Raw genomic sequence first — 19639 nt, forward strand, 5'->3', positions numbered from 1 at the left:
GCGCCGGATTGTGGGTTGGAGCGCGTCGTCAACGCGCTCCAAATGTTTCTGAACGAGCAAGTTTTTTCCCAAGAACCTCTTGGCGCTAGCGGATCGGATTCGAATGGCAGAGTCCGCAACCGATCTGCGTTCCTGCCGGGATCGTCACTTTTTGTTCGCCCGTACAGAGCGTTCCTCGCTCGCATTCCAGGCCCGTGCGGGCGACGGCGACCTTCGCGAGCGCTGTCCCCTCGCCTTTCAAGCCGTGGCACGCCTTGCATTCCGCGGTTCCGTGCGACTCGGCGTAGTCGCCGTGCGCCGAGACCCATTGCGCCGAATAGCCGTTGTTGCCGACGGGGTGCATGCCGTGAGGCCCTTTGAGAGCGACGCCCAGGGACCCGGAATGACAGGTCGCGCACTCCATCACCACGCCGGCATGGCCCTGCAACTCGACCGCCGCCATATTGTCGTTCGCATTGACGTTACGGACGGGCCATTCCGCATGGGTGGCGCCATGGCAGCCTTCGCAGAAGACGCCGCCGTGTTGATCGACGCTCAAGCGGAAGAGCTGGGGGTTGCCCGTGGCGGGCCCGGTGGACACTCGTGGCTCCGCAAAGCGCATGTTTGTCGGCAGGATTGGCGTCGCCTTGGGATCCGAAGACAGGAACGCTTGAAGCAGGCGGATATTGTCAGACGATTTGATCGCGCCGGGAGCGCTGGTCAGGTTTGAAACGGCGTCGCCGGTATGACACGAGCCGCAGGTGGGCTCGTTCAGCCACGGCACGCGGGGCGTGCTCGGATTTTTGTAGTAATCCGCGGCGACGATGAAGGCGCCGCCCGGCTTGTTCTTCGAGAAGTCGTCGCCGACCTGGGTCATCTGCCCATGGCAGTCCTGGCAGACGGCGCCCGCCTCATTATACATCGCGCCGCGCAGGCACTGCGTTCGCTTGCCGGGATGGCATTGATAGCAGGTCGCCTCCAGCCGCCCCTGCGTAAAGGCGTTGATGGGAGCCGAACCGCCGGCGTTGGCGCGCAGAGGGTCGTTAGGCGCTGGCATGGTTGGAAAAAGATCGACGCCGTTGATCTTGAGAAGCCCGTGATTGAGATGCATCACGCGCGACATCGACTCGTGCGAGGCCTGCGTAAGTCCCCCGGCGTCCTGGGGCCCCGCCTGAGCGAGGTCGAGGGCGGGCGTATAATGGCAGGTCTGGCAGACGACCGGCGTGGGCGCTTTGCCGCCCGCGTCATAGCCGGTGAAGAGAGTTGTCGCGTGCATGAGATCGTGCAGGCGCAGCGTGTTGACGTCTGCGGCCCATTCTTCGCTCACCCAGACCGGCACATGGCCCCAGGAGGGATCGTCCGACGGAAGCCTCGGCTGGGATATGCGCTGTGTCGCATAGCCGTTGCCGAACGGCGCGGGAAGATGACAGGTCTTGCAGTTCGTTTCGCCGGAGACCGGCACGACCGTATCCAGGCTGGCGAGCGTCGCGCCGGTCGTTTTGCTCCTGGCCTGAACCCGCATCAGTGGGAAGGGATTTTCGCGTCCTATGTCGTCGAATGTGGTGAGCGGTATGCCTTCCGCCGCAAACCAGGCGACATTATGCGCCACATAGCCGAAAGCGAAGCTCGTGAACAACGGCCAGTTGGTTTCAAAGGTCTTGAACGACTGCGGGGCATTCGCCGTATAGGGCTTCGTGACCAGTGAAATCGGAACATGGGTGACGGGATCGATCGTCAGTTGCGTGACGCTCGGCATGGTCTGCTGGCTGAGCGAGAGCTTTCCCGTGCCGAGATACAGCATTTCGTCGTCCGGCACGGGCAAGCCTATATCCACGCGACCGAGCGCGGAGGGGAAGAAAGTGGCTAGAACGCCCGGCGGGTAGAATGGGCCATAGCCCCCGAGGTTTCCCCAGAAATTGGCTTTGAACACGCTGCCATCGGCCGCCAGCGTGGGCGCGTTGGCCATCGCCGGGTCGTTTGGATTGGAGGCCGCCGAGTAAACGACGTCCACGGCGCTGTTGTCGAGCAGGGTCGGCTTTGTTCCCTTCAACAGAACCTGGGCGTGAACGACATTATATGGCGGCAGGATCGAAGAAATGCGGGCGTCGAAATCCGCGCAGTGCATTCCGAGGTCATTCGAAACCAGCAGACGATGGCTGGAATCCTGGGAGAAAATCTGTGGGCGGATCGGAGAATAGGGTCCGGCTGCACGGCCCTGACTGGTGGAGTTGATCGAAGGAATCGCGACCGCCGGAGCGTTTACGCCGGGCGGCGGCGCGGCGAGCGGAGCCCATTGGGCGCTCGCTCCCGGCGGCGATAGGGAAAGCGGAGCCGCCAAAAGGAGTCCCGCCGCAAGTTTTTTACTGAAAGAGCATGCGCTGCTAGAGCGTTCTATTCGCATTTCGTAACCCCCGCGTAATATATACGTGGACATAGGGAGCGGCTCTGCTACGATTGCAAGTCAATGCTGAATAGATCAGTTACTTTATAAACTATCGTGAAATCTTCATCGCCATGGATCATAATTTGCCGCAGTCGCAACAAAGTTTGAAAAGAGCTTGCGCTCATTTCATAAGTCTATACCAAAGAAGAAAAGCGGCAACAAAGCGGCGAAGATAAAGCCGGGTATATTTCACTCACTCTCCCGTCAGGGTCTCGATCAGGAGTTCGGCCCCCTGCCCTTGCGCCAGGCGTTGCGCCAGGTACGCGCCGATCTCACGGGATTCGTCTTCGAAGACATAAGGCGGGTTGACGACGATGAGGCCGGTGCGGTTGAGGCGATCGCCGCTCCCCCCGATCGAAAGTTCGAGGCGAAGCGCGCGGCGCGCCTCGCTCCGCCTGATCCCCTCGATAAAGGCGCGAACCTGAGCCGGGTCCTTTACCGGATACCAGAGAGCGTAGGTTCCGGTCGGCCATTTGCGATAGGCGGTCAGGAAAGAATCGAGCAGCGCCTGGAACTCGTCGACGCGCTCGAAAGGCGGATCGATCAGAACCAGGCCGCGCCGCTCCACCGGCGGCACGAAGGCGCCCACGCCGGTGTAGCCGTCGAGGTTTATCGCCTTGACGCGCTTGTCGCGAGCAAAGCGCCGCGCCAGCGCGTCGAAGGCGTCGGGGCGCAGCTCGCAGAATATCGCCCTGTCTTTCGCGCGCATCAGCCTTTGCGAAATCAGCGGCGAGCCGGGATAGAGCAGCGGACGTCCCCCGACGAAGGGGCCGACGCATTCGAGATAGGGCTTCAGCAGCGCCGCCGCCGGCTCCGTTGCGCCGGAAAGCTCCGCGAGCCGGCCGATTCCGCCGCGCCATTCGCCGGTGCGCTCGGCTTCGTCGCCGGAGAGATCGTAGGCGCCTTCGCCGGCGTGAGTGTCCACGATTCTGAACGGCGCATCCTTGCGGCCGAGGTAAAGCAGCAGCCGGACGAGAAGCGCGTGTTTGAACACGTCGGCGAAATTGCCGGCGTGAAAAGCATGCCGATAGTTCATGGCGACAGGATCAGTAAGGGGCCGGCACGCGAATCTCGCGAGAGTGGCAACTGCGCCGCGCGACCTCCGGACAGGCGCGGAATTCCCGCAGGTCCCTGGTGAGGCAAATGCGCACCTCCTGCAACATGCCGCGGTCGCAGGCGACGCTCAGCATGCCCGGGCGCAGCCGCGGGTTGGCTTCGGTGAAGGCGCGTTCGATATTCAGCGTTGCGATGGTTTCCTCGGAGGCCGCAGTTTCGAACGAGGCCGGGATCGTGACCAGCGCTCTGGCCCGGGCCACCTGGTCGAAGTAATCGGCCGGGCTCAGCCCCGTGCAGACGCCATGCTTGCGCCATTCGTGGCGCGCCAGCCCCTCGTCCGGGTAAAGTCCCTTGACGCGATCGAGCGCAACGCGCGAGACCGTCGGCGATCCGCCGCAATTGGCTGGATAGCCATGTTCATACTGCGGCCACAGGCCGTGGACCACGAAGCCGCGCTTCGAGCCGGGCTCGCATTGAGCGCCCGCCCCGTCGTGCGATTCGCAAAAGCCCGGCGACCAGGACAGCGCCAGCACATAGAAGTCGAAGCTGCCGGAAGGCGCGGGGCCGCCGTAACGCGCCGCGGGTTTCGTCTCGGGGGCGGCGGCGGGGTTTTGGTCCGGCTTCGCCTGATCGGCGCATTTATCCAGCAGGCAGCCGTCGTCGAGCGCCAGGGCAGGCGCGGCCATGGCTGCGCCGAGAAGCGCCAGCAGGCCAAGAGCTAGTTTGTTCATCGGCGCTCCTTGCGCTTGTTCTTACGGCCCGGCGGCCTTGCAGGCGGGCGAAAAGGCGTGGTTGCGGTCAAGGCCCTGCACGCACCATGTGACGCCGAAGCCGATGCCGATGAATCCCAGCTCTTCGCCGATCTCATAGACGACCATACGCCTGTGTCCGTCGTTCAGCGCGGCCTGCGCCCGGCAATATCGGCGCGGAATGTAGCTCAGGCCGTTGGTGCGAAAGCCGGTTTCGCGAGGTTCTCCAAAACCCTCGATGACGAGGCCGCTCTGCCAGTAATTGCTTTCGCGGCGCTCGAACTCCGCCTGGATCCGCTCCAGAACGGAAGGGTCGCCGCAAGGCGGAACGTCCCCGTGGTAAGGGTTCATGCGCGCTTCCGCGGGAGGCGTGTCCGCCAGTCCCGGCTCCCCGGCCATTGCGGCGCCGATCGAAAGGCCGGCGAAAGCCAGGGCGGCCAGAGTGATCGCGCGATGCGCCATGCTTTTCTCCGCTGCGAAAATTTCGCGCCAGCATGAGGCCAAGAAACGCCTTCTCGTCAAGACCGCGTTTTTACCGCGCGAACGGTTTCGGCTATAATCCGCTCATGATCGACACAACCCCGCGAAGCCGTTACGCCCTTTTTTATGTGGCGACGCTCGCGCTTGCGTTTCTCTTGACCGCAGGCTCGGGGGACGCTCGGGCGCAGGATATTTTCTCGGATTTTTTTGGGGGGCTTTTCGGCGGCGGCGGCTCCCGCCATGCGGCTCCCCACCCCGCTCCGTCCTATCGCCCCCAACGCCAATATTATCCCGAACGGCGCGCGGCCCCGCCGGGCGAAGGGCGTCCTCATGCCTGGCGTCCCCAAAAGCCGACGCGCAAAAACGCTGCGCAGGACGGAGAGCGTCTTGCCGAAAAAACGCCGAGCGAGGCCAGTTTTTTCGTCGTCGCGCTCGGCGACGTCTTGAGCCTGAATCTCGCGGACGGTCTGGAGGAATCCTTCGAGGACACGCCTGAGATCGGCGTTCTGCACAAGGGCAAGGAAAGCTCCGGCCTGGTGCGGAAGGACTATTTCGACTGGACCAAGGCCGCTCACGACCTCGCTTCGGGACCCCAGAAGATCGACGTCGCGGTGATGATGGTCGGCAGCAACGACCGCCAGCCCATCGTCGACGGCTCCCAGTCCCAGGAGCCCCTCTCGCCCCGCTGGCGCGAGCTCTACGCCGCGCGCGTCGACAGCGTCATTCAGGCTTTCAAGGAAAAGAACATACCGTTGATCTGGGTGGGCCTGCCGGTGATGAAGGGCGAGAAATATTCCGCCGACATGGCCCAGATCAACGAGATCCAAAGGGCCAGGGCGGCGGCTGCAGGCATAGGCTTCGTCGATCTGTGGGACAAATTCGCCGACGACCGCGGCCAGTACAGCGCCTTCGGCCCCGACATAATCGGGCAAACGGTCAAGCTGCGCAGCGACGACGGCGTGCATTTCACCGGCGCGGGAGCGCGGAAGCTGGCTTTGTTCGTCGAAGGCGACATCAAGCGGCTGTTCGACGCCCGACAGAATCCCAAGCCCGCGGGGGAGGCCAAGCCTCCCGAGTCGCCTGCGCCCGGGGAGCCTTCCGCGAACGCGGCCCCGACAGCGACACAGCAGCCGGTGATTTTCCGGTCCCCATTGGGCGAACCACGGCCGGCGGCGCCCAGCCTGCCGCAGGATCGGCCCGCTATCGGCCCGGCACAGCCCCTGACCGGCGCCCCGGCTCTGGCGTCCGACGAACTCGCGCGCCGGGATAAGCAGCGAGGCCAGGCGAGGCCCGACTCGCCGGAGCACGCCGTCGCGGAGCATGTCTTCATGGAGGGCGGATCGCAGACCCATCGCCCCGGCCGGGCCGACGATTTTACGTGGCCCGAGAGCAAGGCCAGCAAACCGGCGGCGAGATCCGATTGAGAAGAGGCCTCCTCTTTCGAGACGCGAACAAAGCTCGCTCCTCAAGATGAGGCCTAAAACCAGCTGACAAAAGAAGAAACCCCTCATGCTGAGGAGCCTGCGAAGCAGGCGTCTCGAAGCATAAGGGGCGATATCGAACAGTCTAAGCCCCGGAAACTCCGGGGCCTATTGTTATTTCGGCGCGCTGTCGGTCGTAATCGGAGCGTCGAGCTGGGGGCACTCCATGACCACGTTGTTCACATAGTTCAGCGCGATCTGAAGCGGCAGCCATACGCCGATCAGGATCCAGCCGAGCTTTTTGCGGTTCTGACCATAATAATATGCGCCGATTAGAGGCACCACGAGCAGCGCGAACGACCAGGGGCCGCCGACCATATGCTCACAATACCATGATCCGTAATCGCCCGTCGGCATGTTTCCTCACCTTGGCAGAGTTGTTTCGCCCATCAGGAATTCGTCTACGGCATGGGCGCATTGACGTCCTTCGCGTATCGCCCAGACGACGAGCGACTGACCGCGCCGCATGTCGCCGCAGGCGAACACCTTGTCCCGCGATGATTTGTAAGAGCGCGTATCCGCCTCGACATTGCCGCGCTGATCGAGCTTCACGGCGAGCTTATCGAGCAAGCCCTCGCGCGCCGGCGACACGAAACCCATCGCCAACAGCACCAGATCCGCCTTCAGGGTAAACTCGCTCCCCGGGATGTCCTGCATCTTATCATCGACGCGAATGCAGCGCAGCTCTTTAACCGACCCTTCCGAACCGCCGAATGCGACGGTCCTGACGGCGAACTCGCGTTCGGCTCCCTCCTCGTGAGACGAGGAGGTGCGCATCTTGAGCGGCCAGTCCGGCCATGTGCGCAGCTTGTTTTCCTTTTCCGGCGGCCGCGGCATGATCTCGAGCTGTGTGACCGAGAGAGCGCCGTGGCGGCGGGAAGTGCCGATGCAATCCGAGCCGGTGTCGCCGCCGCCGATCACGACGACATCCTTGCCGGTCGCGAAAATCGGGGCGTTGCTGACGACCGGCTCGCCGGAAACGCGGCGGTTCTGCTGGGCCAGGAAATCCATCGCGAAATGGATGCCGTTGAGATCCCGGCCGGCGATCGGCAGATCGCGCGGGGCTTCGGCGCCGCCCGCGAGAACGACGGCGTCATAGGCCGAAACCAGTTCCTCGACGCTTTTGTCGATCCCGACATTGACGTCGTAGTGGAAAGCCACCCCCTCCGCCTCCATCTGCGCGACGCGGCGGTCGATGTGGCGCTTTTCCATTTTGAAATCGGGAATGCCGTAACGCAGCAACCCGCCGGCCTTGGCGTTTTTCTCGAAGACATGCACCCGATGGCCCGCGCGCGCGAGCTGCTGGGCGGCGGCGAGGCCGGCCGGCCCCGAGCCCACCACGGCGACGAGCTTCTCCGTGCGATGGCGCGGCGGCTCGGGAACGACCCATCCCTCATGGAAGCCGCGGTCGACGATGGCGCATTCGATCGATTTGATCGTCACCGGCTGGTCGGTGAGATTGAGCGTGCAGGCCGCCTCGCAGGGCGCGGGGCAGACGCGCCCGGTGAATTCCGGGAAATTGTTGGTCGAATGAAGATTGGCGAGCGCCCGCTTCCAGTCGCCGTCGTAAACGAGGTCGTTCCAGTCCGGAATCTGGTTATTGACCGGGCAGCCGTTGTGGCAAAAGGGGATGCCGCAATTCATGCAGCGCGCCGCCTGATTGCGCGTCGCCTCCTCCGAAAGGGGGATCACGAACTCGTCGTAATGGCGAATGCGATCCGCAGCCGGCTTGTATTTCCGGTCTTGCCGGTCGATCTCGAGAAAACCAGTAACCTTGCCCATCGCCTCGCTGCTCGCCCTTCGTCCCGCTGGTTCGCGCCGCCGACGCCCCAGCAGGGTTATAACTTCACTAACGCGCGGCCGATAGCGCCGAAATGCGCCGCTTCCGGCCCGCAAACCATATTTGATCTCGAGCGATTTCCTTTCCGCCGGGCGCTTTTTCGTCCGGCGGATGAGCGCTCTATTCGCCCGCGTCCTTCAGCTTTTGCTGGGATTTGCCCCTGGCCAGCAGTTCGGTCAGCGCGCGCCGGTATTCGACCGGCATGACCTTGCGGAACTTCGGCTTGTAGAACTCCCAGTTCTCCAGAATCTCGCGCGCACGGGAGGACTCCGTGTAGCGCGCGTGATTGGAGACCAGCTGGCGCAGGCGCTCGACGTCGAAACGGGTCATGTCGCCCATGACGTCGACGCGGCCGTGCGTCTCGAGATCGCCCGACTGATGGAAGCTTTCGGTCATGGCTGTCTCTTCCTCGCGAAGCGGCTCCAGGTCCACCATCGCGAGATTGCAACGGGAGGAGAAGCTGTCGTCCTCGTCCAGGACATAGGCGATTCCGCCCGACATGCCGGCCGCGAAATTGCGGCCGGTCGGGCCGAGAACCACGACCACGCCGCCGGTCATATATTCGCAGCCGTGGTCGCCCACGCCCTCGACCACCGCCAGCGCGCCCGAGTTGCGCACAGCAAAGCGTTCGCCGGCGACGCCGCGGAAGTAGCATTCCCCGGCGACTGCGCCGTAAAGCACGGTGTTGCCGACGATGATCGACCGTTCAGGCTCGATCCCCTTGGCCTCGCGCGGCGGATAGATGATGATTTTGCCGCCCGAGAGGCCCTTGCCGACATAGTCGTTGGCCTCGCCCTCGAGCCGCAGCGTCACGCCCCGGGCCAGGAATGCGCCGAAGCTCTGTCCCGCGGTGCCGGAAGCGCGAATGTCGATCGTGTCTTCGGGCAGGCCGGCGTGGCCATAGACCCGTGCGATCTCGCCGGAGAGCATGGCGCCGGTGGTGCGGTCGACGTTGCGGATCGGCGTGTCGAGGACGACCTTGGCGCCGCGGTCGATGGCCGCCCGGGCGCGCTCGATCAGGCTGTTGTCCAGCACCTTGTCGAGGCCGTGGTCCTGGCGCTGGCTGTGGCGTATGGCGGCGCCCTCCCCGGCCGGCTTGTGGAACAGCTTGCCGAAGTCGAGCCCCTGAGCCTTCCAGTGGCTGAGCGCCCTCTCCTTGTCGAGCATCTGGGTCTGCCCGATCATCTCGTCGATGCTCCGGTAGCCCATGGAGGCCATCAGCTCGCGCACTTCCTCGGCCACGAAGAAGAAGTAGTTGATGACATGCTCGGGCTGCCCGACGAAACGCTTGCGCAACACCGGGTCCTGCGTCGCGACCCCGACCGGGCAGGTGTTGAGATGGCACTTGCGCATCATGATGCAGCCGGCCGCGATCAGCGGCGCGGTGGCGAAGCCGAATTCATCGGCCCCGAGCAGAGCGCCGACCACGACGTCGCGGCCCGTGCGCAGGCCGCCGTCGACCTGAACCGCGATGCGCGAGCGCAGATTGTTGAGAACCAGGGTCTGATGGGTTTCGGCGAGGCCGATTTCCCAGGGGCTGCCGGCGTGCTTGATGGAGGTCAGGGGCGAGGCCCCCGTGCCGCCGTCGAAGCCGGAGATCGTCACATGATCGGCGCGGCCCTTGGAGACGCCGGCCGCGACCGTTCCGACGCCGACCTCCGCCACCAGCTTCACCGACACGTCCGCGCCCGGATTGACGTTCTTGAGATCGAAGATGAGCTGGGCGAGATCCTCGATCGAATAGATGTCGTGGTGCGGCGGCGGCGAAATGAGGCCGACCCCCGGAGTCGAGTGACGCACCTTGGCGATCACGGCGTCGACCTTGTCGCCGGGGAGCTGACCGCCCTCGCCGGGCTTGGCTCCCTGGGCCATCTTGATCTGGATCATGTCGCCGTTGACGAGATATTCCGTCGTCACGCCGAATCGGCCCGAGGCCACCTGCTTGATCGCCGAGCGCCGGCTGTCCCCGTTGGACTCCGGCCTGAACCGATCGGGCTCCTCGCCGCCCTCGCCAGTGTTGGACTTGCCGCCGATCCGGTTCATGGCGATGGCGAGCGTGGTGTGCGCCTCGCGCGAGATCGAGCCGAAGGACATGGCTCCGGTGGCGAAGCGCTTGACGATATCGGAGGCCGGCTCGACCTCTTCGAGCGGAATCGCCAGCCGTCCGTCTTCCTCGGCCGTCTTGATGCGGAACAGGCCGCGCAGATTGAGCAGGTTTTCGTTCTGCTCGTTCAGGATACGGGCGAAGGCGCGATACTGTTCGCGCGAGTTGCCGCGCACGGCGTGCTGGAGCAGCGAGACGGTCTGAGGCGTCCAGCTATGGGCCTCGCCGCGGATGCGATAGGCGTAGTCGCCGCCGACGTCGAGCGCATCGCGATAGACCGGGGCGTCGCCGAAGGCGAGCCGGTGCCGGCGCACGGTCTCGCGCGCGATCTCGGTCAGGCCGACGCCTTCCACCCGGGTCGTGGTGCCCGCGAAATATTTGTCGACGAAGGCCTGAGACAGGCCCACGGCGTCGAAAATCTGCGCGCCGCAGTAGGACTGGTAGGTCGAAATGCCCATTTTGGACATGACCTTGAGCAAGCCCTTGTCCACCGCCTTGATGTAGCGCTTGATCGCGGTGTCGGCGCTGACGTCGGCCGGGAAATGGGCCGACGAGGCCTCCAGCGTCTCGAACACGAGATAGGGATTGATCGCCTCGGCGCCGTAGCCCGCGAGACAGGCGAAATGATGCACCTCGCGCGCCTCGCCGGTCTCCACCACGAGACCCACGGAGGTGCGGAGTCCCTTGCGGATCAGGTGATGATGCACGGCGGCGGTGGCGAGCAGCGCCGGAATCGGCACGCGATCCGGGCCCACCATGCGGTCGGACAGGATGATGATGTTGTAGCGGCCGTTCACGGCCTCTTCGGCGCGTTCGCACAGCCGCCGCAGCGCTTCGTCGAGGCCCTCGGCGCCCTTGTCGGCGTCGTAGGTGAAGTCGAGCGTCTTGGTGTCGAAACTGTCTTCTATGGCGCCGATGCTGCGGATTTTCTCGAGGTCGGCGCTGGTGAGGATGGGCTGGCGGACTTCCAGCCGCTTCTTCTTCGCCGAGCCCTCGTGATCGAGGATGTTCGGACGCGGACCGATGAAGGAGACCAGGCTCATCACGAGCTCCTCGCGGATCGGGTCGATCGGCGGGTTGGTCACCTGGGCGAAGTTCTGCTTGAAATAGGTGTAGAGCAGCTTCTCCTTGTCGGAGAGCGGCGCCAGGGGCGTGTCCGTGCCCATCGAGCCCACAGCCTCCTGGCCGGTGACGGCCATCGGGAAGACGAGCAGGTCGAGTTCTTCCTGAGTGTAGCCGAAGGCCTGCTGGCGGTCGAGCAGCGAGACGTCGGTGCGCGAAATCCGCGCCTCCACCGGCTTCAGATCCTCGAGCACGAGCTGGGTGCGCTCCAGCCACTCGCGATAGGGATGAGAAGAGGTCAGAGAGGATTTGATCTCGTCGTCGGAGACGATGCGGCCTTTTTCGAGATCGACCAGCAGCATCTTGCCCGGCTGCAGGCGCCATTTGCTGACGATCTTCTGCTGCGGAATAGGCAGAACGCCCATTTCGGAGGCCATGACCACCAGCCCGTCGTCGGTGACGAGATAGCGCGCCGGACGCAGGCCGTTGCGGTCGAGCGTGGCGCCGATCTGGCGCCCATCGGTGAAAGCCATGGCGGCGGGGCCGTCCCAGGGCTCCATCAGGGCGGCGTGATATTCGTAGAAAGCCTTGCGGCGCTCGTCCATGAGCGGATTGCCGGACCATGCCTCGGGAATGAGCATCATCACCGCATGGGCGAGCGAATAGCCGCCCCGCACCAGGAATTCGAGCGCGTTGTCGAAGCAGGCCGTGTCGGACTGCCCCTCATAGGATATCGGCCACAGCTTGGTGATGCCTTCGCCGAAAAGCGGCGAGGCCACCGAGGCCTGCCGCGCCGCCATCCAGTTGAGATTGCCGCGCAGGGTGTTGATCTCGCCGTTGTGGGCGACGAAACGATAGGGATGCGCGAGGCGCCAGGACGGGAAAGTGTTGGTCGCAAAACGCTGGTGCACCAGCGCCAGGGCCGAGATGAAGCGCTCGTCCTTGAGGTCGCGGAAGTATTCGCCGAGCTGGCTCACCAGCACCATGCCCTTGTAGACGATGGTGCGGGAGGACATCGAGACGGAATAATGCTCCCTGCCCTGCGGTCCGAGGGCGTAGATTTCATTGGAGGAGACCTTGCGCGCCAGATAAAGGCGGCGTTCGAAATCGGTCTCGTCCGCCACGGCCGAACCACGGCCGACGAAAATCTGCGCATGGAACGGCTCGACCGCGCGCACGGCGTCGCCGAGGTCGCTCGAATCGACCGGAAGATCGCGCCAGCCCAGGACGACGAGGCCCTCGGCCTTGACCGCGTTCTCGACGCTGGCGCGCGCCTTGGCGCGGATGTCGGGGTCCCTCGGCAGGAAGAACTGGCCGATGGCGTATTCACCCATCGCCGGAAGGGCGATTCCGAGCTTGACCGTCTCCTCGAAGAAGAACTGATGCGGGATCTGGACGAGAATGCCGCAGCCGTCGCCGAGCTTGGGGTCCGCGCCCACCGCGCCGCGGTGATCGAGATTCAGCAGGATCTGCAGGCCCATCTTCACGATTTCGTGGCTTTTGGCGTTGTGAAGATTGGCGACGAAGCCGACGCCGCAGGAGTCGTGCTCCTTCGCGGGGTCGTAAAGACCCTCCGCCTTCGGCAACAGCGGATCGCGTCCGTCGATAGCAGTCATATCAGCGTCTCCCATGCGGAGGCCGGCGTCTCGGCGCTCATCTGCAAAAGCCATGCTCCGACCCAACCCCCAAGCATCTTGCGCGGCGCCTCCGGGAAGCCACGTCCTTTGCGGGCGCTCCCGAAGAAAAAGCCGAAAACCTCTCCCCCGTTCATGTGACGGCCGCGCTTTCGCGGGCGGCGCCTTCCGTCCCGCTTTGCGGCGGCGGAAGATCGCTGGCCGCTCCGCTCCGAGCGAACATGCGACAGACGTGACGGGGCCTTGCGTCTCCGAATGGTCAGAATGGCTGACCATTCGTGAGGGCATATTCTTGCCAGATTTAAAGACGCCGCACAAGCAAGCCGAAAGCTGGGCCAAATTCGTGCTTTTGCGCGGAACGGAGGGGGACTAATCGGATTTTTGGCGGGAAAACAAGTCGATTCGCCTTCGCGCGCGCGCGGGAGGCCCGGAACTGCGGCCCCGCGCCCCGATAAAAAGAGAAAACCCCGTCGCGGGACGGGGTTGGACGCAGTCGCGGAGGGCGCCTTTCGGCGCCTCTCCTTATATGAATACGCAGATCAGGCCGCCTGCACCTCGACGGGTTTCGCCTCGAACGCTTGCGCAGCCGCGTTTCTCGGCGTCGCGATGTCGATGCGGCGCGGCTTCTTGGCTTCCGGTATCTCGCGCACGAGTTCGACGTGCAGCAGGCCGTTCTCGAGAGCCGCCCCCGTCACAACCACATGGTCGGCGAGTTGGAAGCGTCGTTCGAAGGCTCTCGCCGCGATTCCCTGATGCAGGAACTCGCGGCTCGAATCGGCCGGAGCCGGCTTCTGGGCGCCGCGGATGGTCAGGGTGTTCTCCCGCGTCTCGATAGAGAGGTCCTCGCGGGGAAAGCCCGCGACCGCGAGCGTTATTTTATAGGCGTTTTCGCCGGTCCTCTCGATATTGTAGGGCGGGTAGTTGGGCGCAGGCTCGAAGCCTCCGCTCTGGGTCAGCGTGTCGAGCATGCGGTCGAATCCAACCGTCTGGCGGAACAGGGGGGAAAGATCGAAAGCGCGCATTGCATATCCTCCGTTTGAAGCGACATGATCGAGTTTTCTGGACGGTCTCTCTGGATTCCCCGGGAGGCTCCGCCCGAAAGCGCGTCCGTTGCGGCCCGCGCAAAAAAGATTTGGGAAGCCTTTTTGCTCCTGCAAGAGGCCCTCGGCTTTGAGCAGCGATTTCCGCGCGGCCTGTGGTAGAAGGAGCCCCGCCTTAAAGGCAGGCGGGCCTCGGGGGGCCCGCTGCCAATCGGAGCCGAGGAATGATCGAACTGGTGGCTACGCCGGATAATCCAATCCCTCCGGGGGCGAGGCTTTATCCCCTGAACGCCGCCGACGGCGCCGTCCTGCGCATGGCGCGCTTCACACCCCAGCAGGCCCCGCGCGGAACCGTCGCGCTGTTTCAGGGGCGCGCCGAATTCATCGAGAAATATTTCGAGACCATCCACGACCTGACGCTGCGCGGGTTCGAGGTCGTGACGCTGGACTGGCGCGGCCAGGGCGGCTCTGAGCGCGAGCTCTCCAATGCGCGCAAGGGCCATATCGACGACTTCGCCCAATATCAGCGCGACCTCGACGCCTTTCTGTTCAAGATGAGCCTGCTCGGCTGTCCGCGGCCCTGGTTCGCCCTCGCTCATTCCATGGGCGGGGCGATATTGTTCGAGAAGGCCCACGACGGCGACGCGCAATTCGCCCGCCTCGTCGTCACCGCCCCGATGATCGACCTCTACGGGCTCCGTTTTCCCGTCGCCTCGCGGATATTCGCCAATACACTGGACATGCTCGGGCTCGGCGCGATGTTCATTCCCGGCGGCGGCGAAGCCACGCTTTCGCTCGGCGGCGACGAACCGGACCTGATCGCCGGGCCCGGCAAGCCGCCGGTGTTCTGTCTCACTTTCGAGGGCAACAAGCTGACGTCGGATCGCGATCGCTTCACCCGCAACGCCGGCGTGCTCGCCCGGGAGCCCAATCTCGGGATCGGCGATCCCACCATAGGCTGGGTCAACGCCGCTTTCCGACAGATGGCGCGTTTTATCGACCTCGACTATCCGAGACGCTGGAAGACGCCCACCCTGCTGATCACCTGCGGCAGGGACGAGATCGTTTCGACCCCCGCGATAGAGCGCTTCGCCCAGAGGCTCGACATCGCGACGCTGGTCGACATACCCGGCGCCCGGCACGAGGCCATGATGGAGCGGGACGAGCTGAGAAGCCTGTTCTGGGCGGCCTTCGACGCCTTCGTTCCCGGTCACTTCGGCCAGGACGATCGGATCAGCCTGAAGGGTTGAGGGCCGGCGCGCGAGCCCGCCGGGATCGGAGCGAGCCGGCTCTCAAGCTAAACTGAAACATCAGCTATGAGATATAAGACTATGATTATAAAAAATATCTCTGTTGAAGTTAAAGTTCTTTCTTATCGGTCGTCGCGGTCCTGCGGAGCCGTCTAGCCGTGGCTTCTGAAAGCGACGCCCTCCAGCGCCTGATCGAACCGGCCCAGTTCGTGGAGCCGCCGCGCAGGCGCTTTGGCGCCATTCTGGGCGTCGTGCTTCTTTGCCACCTCGCCGTGCTGGCGGCGCTGGTCCTTCTCGACGCGATCCTCACGCCGCGCGACATGCAGGCCGTGGAGACTCCCGTCGAGGTGATCGTCGAGCCGCCGGCGCCGGAGCCCCCGCCCCCGCCCGAGGAGCAGCCGAAGCCGGAACCAAAGCCCGAGGAGCAGAAACCCGAGCCCAAGCAGTCCTCCTATTATGAAGAGCCCGCCACCGACGCGCCGCGGGCGCCGAACAAGGAGACCGTCGAGCGAAAGGCGCAGGACGCCGAGACCAGGGCCCAAAGCAAGGCGCCGCGCACCGCCCAGGCGGCGCAGAAGCCCGAGCCTCAAAAACAGACCAGCGAGACCGAGGAAGCGGCCAGAGAGGTCTCGGACAAGACCGCGGCCTTGAAAAACGCCGAGGACAGGCCCGACGCCGAAACGATCGAACAGGCCGACATCGACCAGCAGCGGCCGCCAGAAAACGAATCGACCGCCCAAACCCAGGCCGAGACCCGAAAGGGCGCAAAATCCCTGGCCGAGCAATTGACCGACCCAGACCCTGCCCCGCAATATATGTTCAGCGGCGCGGCCAAGGCCTCGCCGGTGTCGGGCGGCAAGGCCAACTCCACCTATCTTTCCATTCTGTGGGGCATGATCATGCCGGGCATGCATGTGCCCGAGCGGGTCACGACCAATCGTCTCAAGGGAAACGGGGTGGTCCTCTTCCGGGTCGACATCAAGGGCAATCTAACCGGGGTCTCCGTCTACAAATCCAGCGGCCTGCCCGATCTCGACGCCGCCGCCGTGGCGAGCGTTCGCCGCGCCGCGCCTTTCCCCCCGCCGCCGCGCGGCCTGATCGCGCCGATCAATTTTAACTATACCAGCAACTGAAGCGCGTTGCGGAACGCAGCAGGAACGTCTATGCTTGCGTTCATGATTTGTTTATGAGCGGCGGCCATAGTTCCGCCCGGCGGAGCCCGAAAATGGTCCGACTGCCGCTCCCGGGGGCAAAAAGCCGATGTTGACGCGAAAGCAGAGCGATCTCCTGCGTTTCATTAACGAACGCCTCAAAGAGACCGGCGTGCCTCCCTCCTTCGACGAGATGAAGGACGCGCTCGATCTGCGCTCCAAATCCGGCATCCATCGCCTGATCCTCGCACTCGAGGAGCGCGGTTTCATACGCCGCCTGCCCAACCGCGCCCGCGCCCTGGAGGTGCTCCGCCTTCCAGAGTCCTCCACTCCTTCGGCGCCGAACCGGGCGCGCAAATTCTCGCCCAATGTCATCGAGGGCAGCCTCGGCCGCGTGCGCCCTTTGCAGGAGCGCGAGGAGAACAACGAGAATCAGCAGGTTGCGATTCCGGTGATGGGACGCATCGCCGCCGGCACGCCGATTTCGGCGATCCAGTCGCGCAGCCACACCATCAGCCTGCCGCCCGATCTGCTTTCGAACGGCGAGCATTTCGCGCTCGAGGTGCGCGGCGACTCGATGATCGAGGCCGGCATCCTCGACGGCGATACGGTCGTCATCAAGAAACAGGACCAGGCCGAGAGCGGCGACATCGTCGTCGCGCTGATCGACGACGAGGAAGCGACGCTGAAGCGCCTGCGCAAGCGCGGGGCTTCGATTGCGCTGGAGGCGGCCAATCCGGCCTATGAGACCCGTATCTTCGGTCCTGACCGCGTGCGCATCCAGGGCAAGCTGATCAGCCTGGTGCGGCGTTATTGAGGTTTGGGGGTCCCGCCGAATGAAGGGAAGCACCATGGAACGTGGGGCTCCCCATCCCTCCCCCTTGCGGCGGGGAGGGTGGCCCGGCGGAGCCGGGTCGGGTGGGGGTTAAATAGTGTAAATTGCAGTGGAAATCGCCCCACCCCGCCGCTTCGCGGCGACCCTCCCCGTCACGTCAAGGGGGGATAACGCCCCGGGTAGACTCCCTACTCCTCGAAATCCGCTGCCTCCCCGTCTCCGCCCGCATTGGGCTCGGGCGGCGGCGTGAAAATCTTATGCCCCGGGGGCGGTTTGGACCATGGCCGATCCTCGCCGCGGCTTCGCCCCGTCGACCATTCGACCCCCGACGGCTTCAGGCGCAGGGCGACCGCGCCGGTTTCTTCGAGTTTCCGGCGGTCTATGACGACCGGCGCGTCGCACCCGGAAGGCGCATAGAGCGGCGTCACGACAATTGCGGCCTTGGCGCAATCTTCGATCAACGCAGCCCGCTTCTCGACGAGGACGACGAATCTACCGTCGATGGCGCGGGCGACGCAGCCGTAGCTGTCGCAGGAGACGCCGCCGCGGGCGTCACCCGGCGCGCGAGAATCGGCGTCGGCGCGCAGCCATTGCTCGGCCGCGAAGGCGCCGGGTTTTGATCCCAGCAGCGCAAGGCCGCCTTCCGGCAGACGCACGGCCGCTGATTCTCCGCTCGGCGCCACTGCGAGGTCGAACCCAGGGCCGCTGGAGGCGCCGAGGAGACCGAGCAGAGCGAGCGGCAATGCGAAGGCGCGCAGCGTCCAGCTGCGCCAGAGCACCATGAAGAGCATAGCGAGGGCGAGCAGGAAGATCGCCCAGGGCGCGAAGCTTTTCACCGGCAGGCTGGCGCCGGGCGCCGAGCCGATGAGTTTTGCGATGGCGACCACGAGGTCGATCCCGAGGCCGAGATAGCTCCACACCAGCCCGTCGAGGCCGAGCGGGTAGAGCGCCGCCCCGAGCAAAGCCGCCGGCACCGCGAAAAATTCGATGATCGCGAGCGTGAGCGGGTTTCCGACCAGCACATAGGGGCTGATCTCATGGAAGTCGTTGGCCATGAAGGAGGCGGTCGCGGAGGTGGCGCAGAAGGTGGCGAACAACGCGGCGCCGGGCCCGAGCAGCAGCCCGCGTTTGAGCCGGGCGAGCCAGTATTCCTGCGCAGGGCGCGGAGAAAGGACGGAGACGTCGCCGGCGCGCTCGCGGTCGAGATTGCGCACATCGGCTTTCGCCTCATAGACCGCGATCAGGGCGGCGACCGCAGCGAAGGAGAGCTGGAAGCTCGCGCCCAGCAATGCCTCGGGTTCGAACATCACCACGAAGAATGCGGCCCAGGCGAGGTTGCGCATCGAGAAGGCGGCGCGATCCAGCAGGACGGCGAGGAGCATCGCGAGGGTCATGACCAGGGCGCGCTCCGTGCCGACCCGCGAGCCGGTGAAGATGTCGTAGACCGCTGCGCCCACAATCGCGAGCGCCGCCGCCCATTTCTTGATCGGGTAGTGGAGCGCTAGCGTCTGCGACAGGGACAGGATGCGGCGCAGGCCGACGAAGAAAATTCCCGCGACGAGCGACATCTGGACGCCGGAAATGGTGACGATATGGAAAATGCCCGCGCGCCTGATCAGCTCTTTGGCGTTTTCGGAAAGGAAATCCCTCTTGCCCGTGACCATGGCGGCGGCGATGGCGCCGACGTCGCCCTCGAGGGCGTTGTAGACCCTCAGCGCCAGGGCGTTCCGCGCCCGGTCGATGGCGGCGCCGAAACGCAGCGAGACGGGCGCGGGGTCGGGCGGCGGCATGGTCTCGATGCGCCCTAATGCGCTGCCGACCGCGCCTATGCCCATGAAATATGCGTCCCGGGCGAAGTCGTAGGAGCCGGGCAGCGAGGCGTGAGCCGGCGGCAGCAGGCGCGCCTTGAGCGCGATGAAATCGCCCGCCTTGAAATCGGGTTCGCCCCGCGTCGTCAGACGGACGCGCGTAGGCGCCGCGTCGCCGGGCAGCCCCTCAGCACTGGCCACGCGCAGAACGAATCGCGCCCCGCCGCGGCGCAGATCGAGCTCCTCGACATAGCCGGTGAGCTGGCCGACGCCGGTGCGCGGGACGATGGGCGCGTCGACCCGAGCCGCGCGCCAGACCGCCGAGAAAAACCCGCCACAGACGCAGGCGAGCAGCAGGAGAGGAAGATGAAAGCGCGGATTGGCGCGGGTGCGCCAGGCGCCGAAGGCCAATAGAGCGAAAAGCGCCAGCGCGACGGGAAGCGAGGGTTCGTGCTCCGCTGCGAAATACAGAAGAGCGCCGGCGCCGGCTGCGACCGGAGTCCAGAGGAAAGGTCGGCGCAGGGCTGATTCTTTTTCATAGGCGGCGCTCAAGGCCGCTCGCAGACGCAGCGCCAGCGCGCCGAAGACCGGCCCGCGCCCCTGCCCCACGCGGCCCAGGGCCCCATGTCCAATTTTGGCGATCTGCTGCGTCAAACCAGCGATGGAGCCACCTGTAATCGCTGCGCCTTTCCCGGGGAAGGCCAATCCACGCCGAGATTAGGCTGCG

At 64.8% G+C, this 19639-nt stretch carries 13 protein-coding genes and 1 pseudogene; 5 read left to right on the forward strand and 9 right to left on the reverse strand.

Going from position 1 to position 19639, the window contains the following annotated elements; all coding sequences use genetic code 11:
• Positions 1-85: 85 nt before the first annotated feature.
• The 4 genes from H2LOC_RS04735 to H2LOC_RS04750 form a co-directional block, all read right to left on the reverse strand.
• Positions 86-2317, reverse strand: a complete 2232-nt coding sequence (locus H2LOC_RS04735; RefSeq protein ID WP_136495340.1) for a cytochrome C — start codon at positions 2315-2317, stop codon at positions 86-88.
• A gap of 298 nt (positions 2318-2615) precedes the next feature.
• Positions 2616-3458, reverse strand: coding sequence for a 23S rRNA (adenine(2030)-N(6))-methyltransferase RlmJ (locus tag H2LOC_RS04740; protein WP_136495341.1), 843 nt, complete (start codon positions 3456-3458; stop codon positions 2616-2618).
• A 10-nt stretch (positions 3459-3468) separates the two neighbouring features.
• The gene (locus tag H2LOC_RS04745; protein ID WP_246206986.1) at positions 3469-4209 is read right to left on the reverse strand and encodes a ribonuclease T2 family protein; all 741 of its coding nucleotides are present in this window, start codon (positions 4207-4209) and stop codon (positions 3469-3471) included.
• A 21-nt stretch (positions 4210-4230) separates the two neighbouring features.
• A complete protein-coding gene (locus H2LOC_RS04750; RefSeq protein ID WP_136495342.1) occupies positions 4231-4689 on the reverse strand; it encodes a hypothetical protein in 459 nt (152 codons plus the stop codon).
• A 104-nt stretch (positions 4690-4793) separates the two neighbouring features.
• On the opposite strand from H2LOC_RS04750, the gene H2LOC_RS04755 reads away from it, so the two are divergent.
• Positions 4794-6131: an SGNH/GDSL hydrolase family protein gene (locus H2LOC_RS04755; protein ID WP_136495343.1), complete on the forward strand. Its 1338-nt coding sequence runs from the start codon at positions 4794-4796 to the stop codon at positions 6129-6131.
• Between the two features lie 171 nt (positions 6132-6302).
• On the opposite strand, the gene H2LOC_RS04760 is transcribed toward H2LOC_RS04755, so the two are convergent.
• The 4 genes from H2LOC_RS04760 to H2LOC_RS04775 form a co-directional block, all read right to left on the reverse strand.
• Entirely contained in the window at positions 6303-6545 is a 243-nt protein-coding gene (locus tag H2LOC_RS04760; protein ID WP_136495344.1) for a hypothetical protein, read from the reverse strand.
• Between the two features lie 6 nt (positions 6546-6551).
• The gene (locus H2LOC_RS04765) at positions 6552-7970 is read right to left on the reverse strand and encodes a glutamate synthase subunit beta (RefSeq protein WP_136495345.1); all 1419 of its coding nucleotides are present in this window, start codon (positions 7968-7970) and stop codon (positions 6552-6554) included.
• Between the two features lie 178 nt (positions 7971-8148).
• On the reverse strand, positions 8149-12810 hold the full coding sequence (gene gltB / locus H2LOC_RS04770) for a glutamate synthase large subunit (protein ID WP_343040064.1): 4662 nt from the start codon (positions 12808-12810) through the stop codon (positions 8149-8151).
• A gap of 557 nt (positions 12811-13367) precedes the next feature.
• Entirely contained in the window at positions 13368-13850 is a 483-nt protein-coding gene (locus tag H2LOC_RS04775) for an Hsp20 family protein (RefSeq protein WP_136495346.1), read from the reverse strand.
• Positions 13851-14092: 242 nt separating this feature from the next.
• Between H2LOC_RS04775 and H2LOC_RS04780 the strand changes: the two genes are divergently transcribed.
• From H2LOC_RS04780 to lexA, 4 genes and pseudogenes are all read left to right on the forward strand, one after another.
• Positions 14093-15118 carry an alpha/beta fold hydrolase gene (locus H2LOC_RS04780; protein ID WP_136495347.1) on the forward strand — a complete coding sequence of 342 codons (1026 nt, stop codon included), beginning with the start codon at positions 14093-14095 and terminating at the stop codon, positions 15116-15118.
• A gap of 172 nt (positions 15119-15290) precedes the next feature.
• Positions 15291-15497 (forward strand): annotated as a pseudogene (locus H2LOC_RS22055) (hypothetical protein); the annotation flags it as partial.
• A 529-nt stretch (positions 15498-16026) separates the two neighbouring features.
• On the forward strand, positions 16027-16251 hold the full coding sequence (locus H2LOC_RS22060; RefSeq protein WP_425487334.1) for a TonB family protein: 225 nt from the start codon (positions 16027-16029) through the stop codon (positions 16249-16251).
• Positions 16252-16378: 127 nt separating this feature from the next.
• Positions 16379-17086, forward strand: a complete 708-nt coding sequence (gene lexA / locus H2LOC_RS04790; RefSeq protein WP_136495349.1) for a transcriptional repressor LexA — start codon at positions 16379-16381, stop codon at positions 17084-17086.
• Positions 17087-17292: 206 nt separating this feature from the next.
• Here the strand turns inward: lexA and H2LOC_RS04795 are convergent, their stop codons facing one another.
• Positions 17293-19521 carry a ComEC/Rec2 family competence protein gene (locus H2LOC_RS04795; protein WP_425487335.1) on the reverse strand — a complete coding sequence of 743 codons (2229 nt, stop codon included), beginning with the start codon at positions 19519-19521 and terminating at the stop codon, positions 17293-17295.
• Positions 19522-19639: the final 118 nt, after the last annotated feature.

It is taken from the genome of Methylocystis heyeri (assembly GCF_004802635.2).
Taxonomy (GTDB): Bacteria; Pseudomonadota; Alphaproteobacteria; order Rhizobiales; family Beijerinckiaceae; genus Methylocystis; species Methylocystis heyeri.

Coding starts and splice junctions, on each gene's coding strand:
- H2LOC_RS22060 (WP_425487334.1), top strand. CDS start 16,027: ATGCATGTGCCCGAGCGGGTCACGACCAATCGTCTCAAGGGAAACGGG.
- lexA (WP_136495349.1), top strand. CDS start 16,379: ATGTTGACGCGAAAGCAGAGCGATCTCCTGCGTTTCATTAACGAACGC.
- gltB (WP_343040064.1), bottom strand. CDS start 12,810: ATGACTGCTATCGACGGACGCGATCCGCTGTTGCCGAAGGCGGAGGGT.
- H2LOC_RS04760 (WP_136495344.1), bottom strand. CDS start 6,545: ATGCCGACGGGCGATTACGGATCATGGTATTGTGAGCATATGGTCGGC.
- H2LOC_RS04780 (WP_136495347.1), top strand. CDS start 14,093: ATGATCGAACTGGTGGCTACGCCGGATAATCCAATCCCTCCGGGGGCG.
- H2LOC_RS04755 (WP_136495343.1), top strand. CDS start 4,794: ATGATCGACACAACCCCGCGAAGCCGTTACGCCCTTTTTTATGTGGCG.
- H2LOC_RS04740 (WP_136495341.1), bottom strand. CDS start 3,458: ATGAACTATCGGCATGCTTTTCACGCCGGCAATTTCGCCGACGTGTTC.
- H2LOC_RS04750 (WP_136495342.1), bottom strand. CDS start 4,689: ATGGCGCATCGCGCGATCACTCTGGCCGCCCTGGCTTTCGCCGGCCTT.
- H2LOC_RS04765 (WP_136495345.1), bottom strand. CDS start 7,970: ATGGGCAAGGTTACTGGTTTTCTCGAGATCGACCGGCAAGACCGGAAA.
- H2LOC_RS04745 (WP_246206986.1), bottom strand. CDS start 4,209: ATGAACAAACTAGCTCTTGGCCTGCTGGCGCTTCTCGGCGCAGCCATG.
- H2LOC_RS04775 (WP_136495346.1), bottom strand. CDS start 13,850: ATGCGCGCTTTCGATCTTTCCCCCCTGTTCCGCCAGACGGTTGGATTC.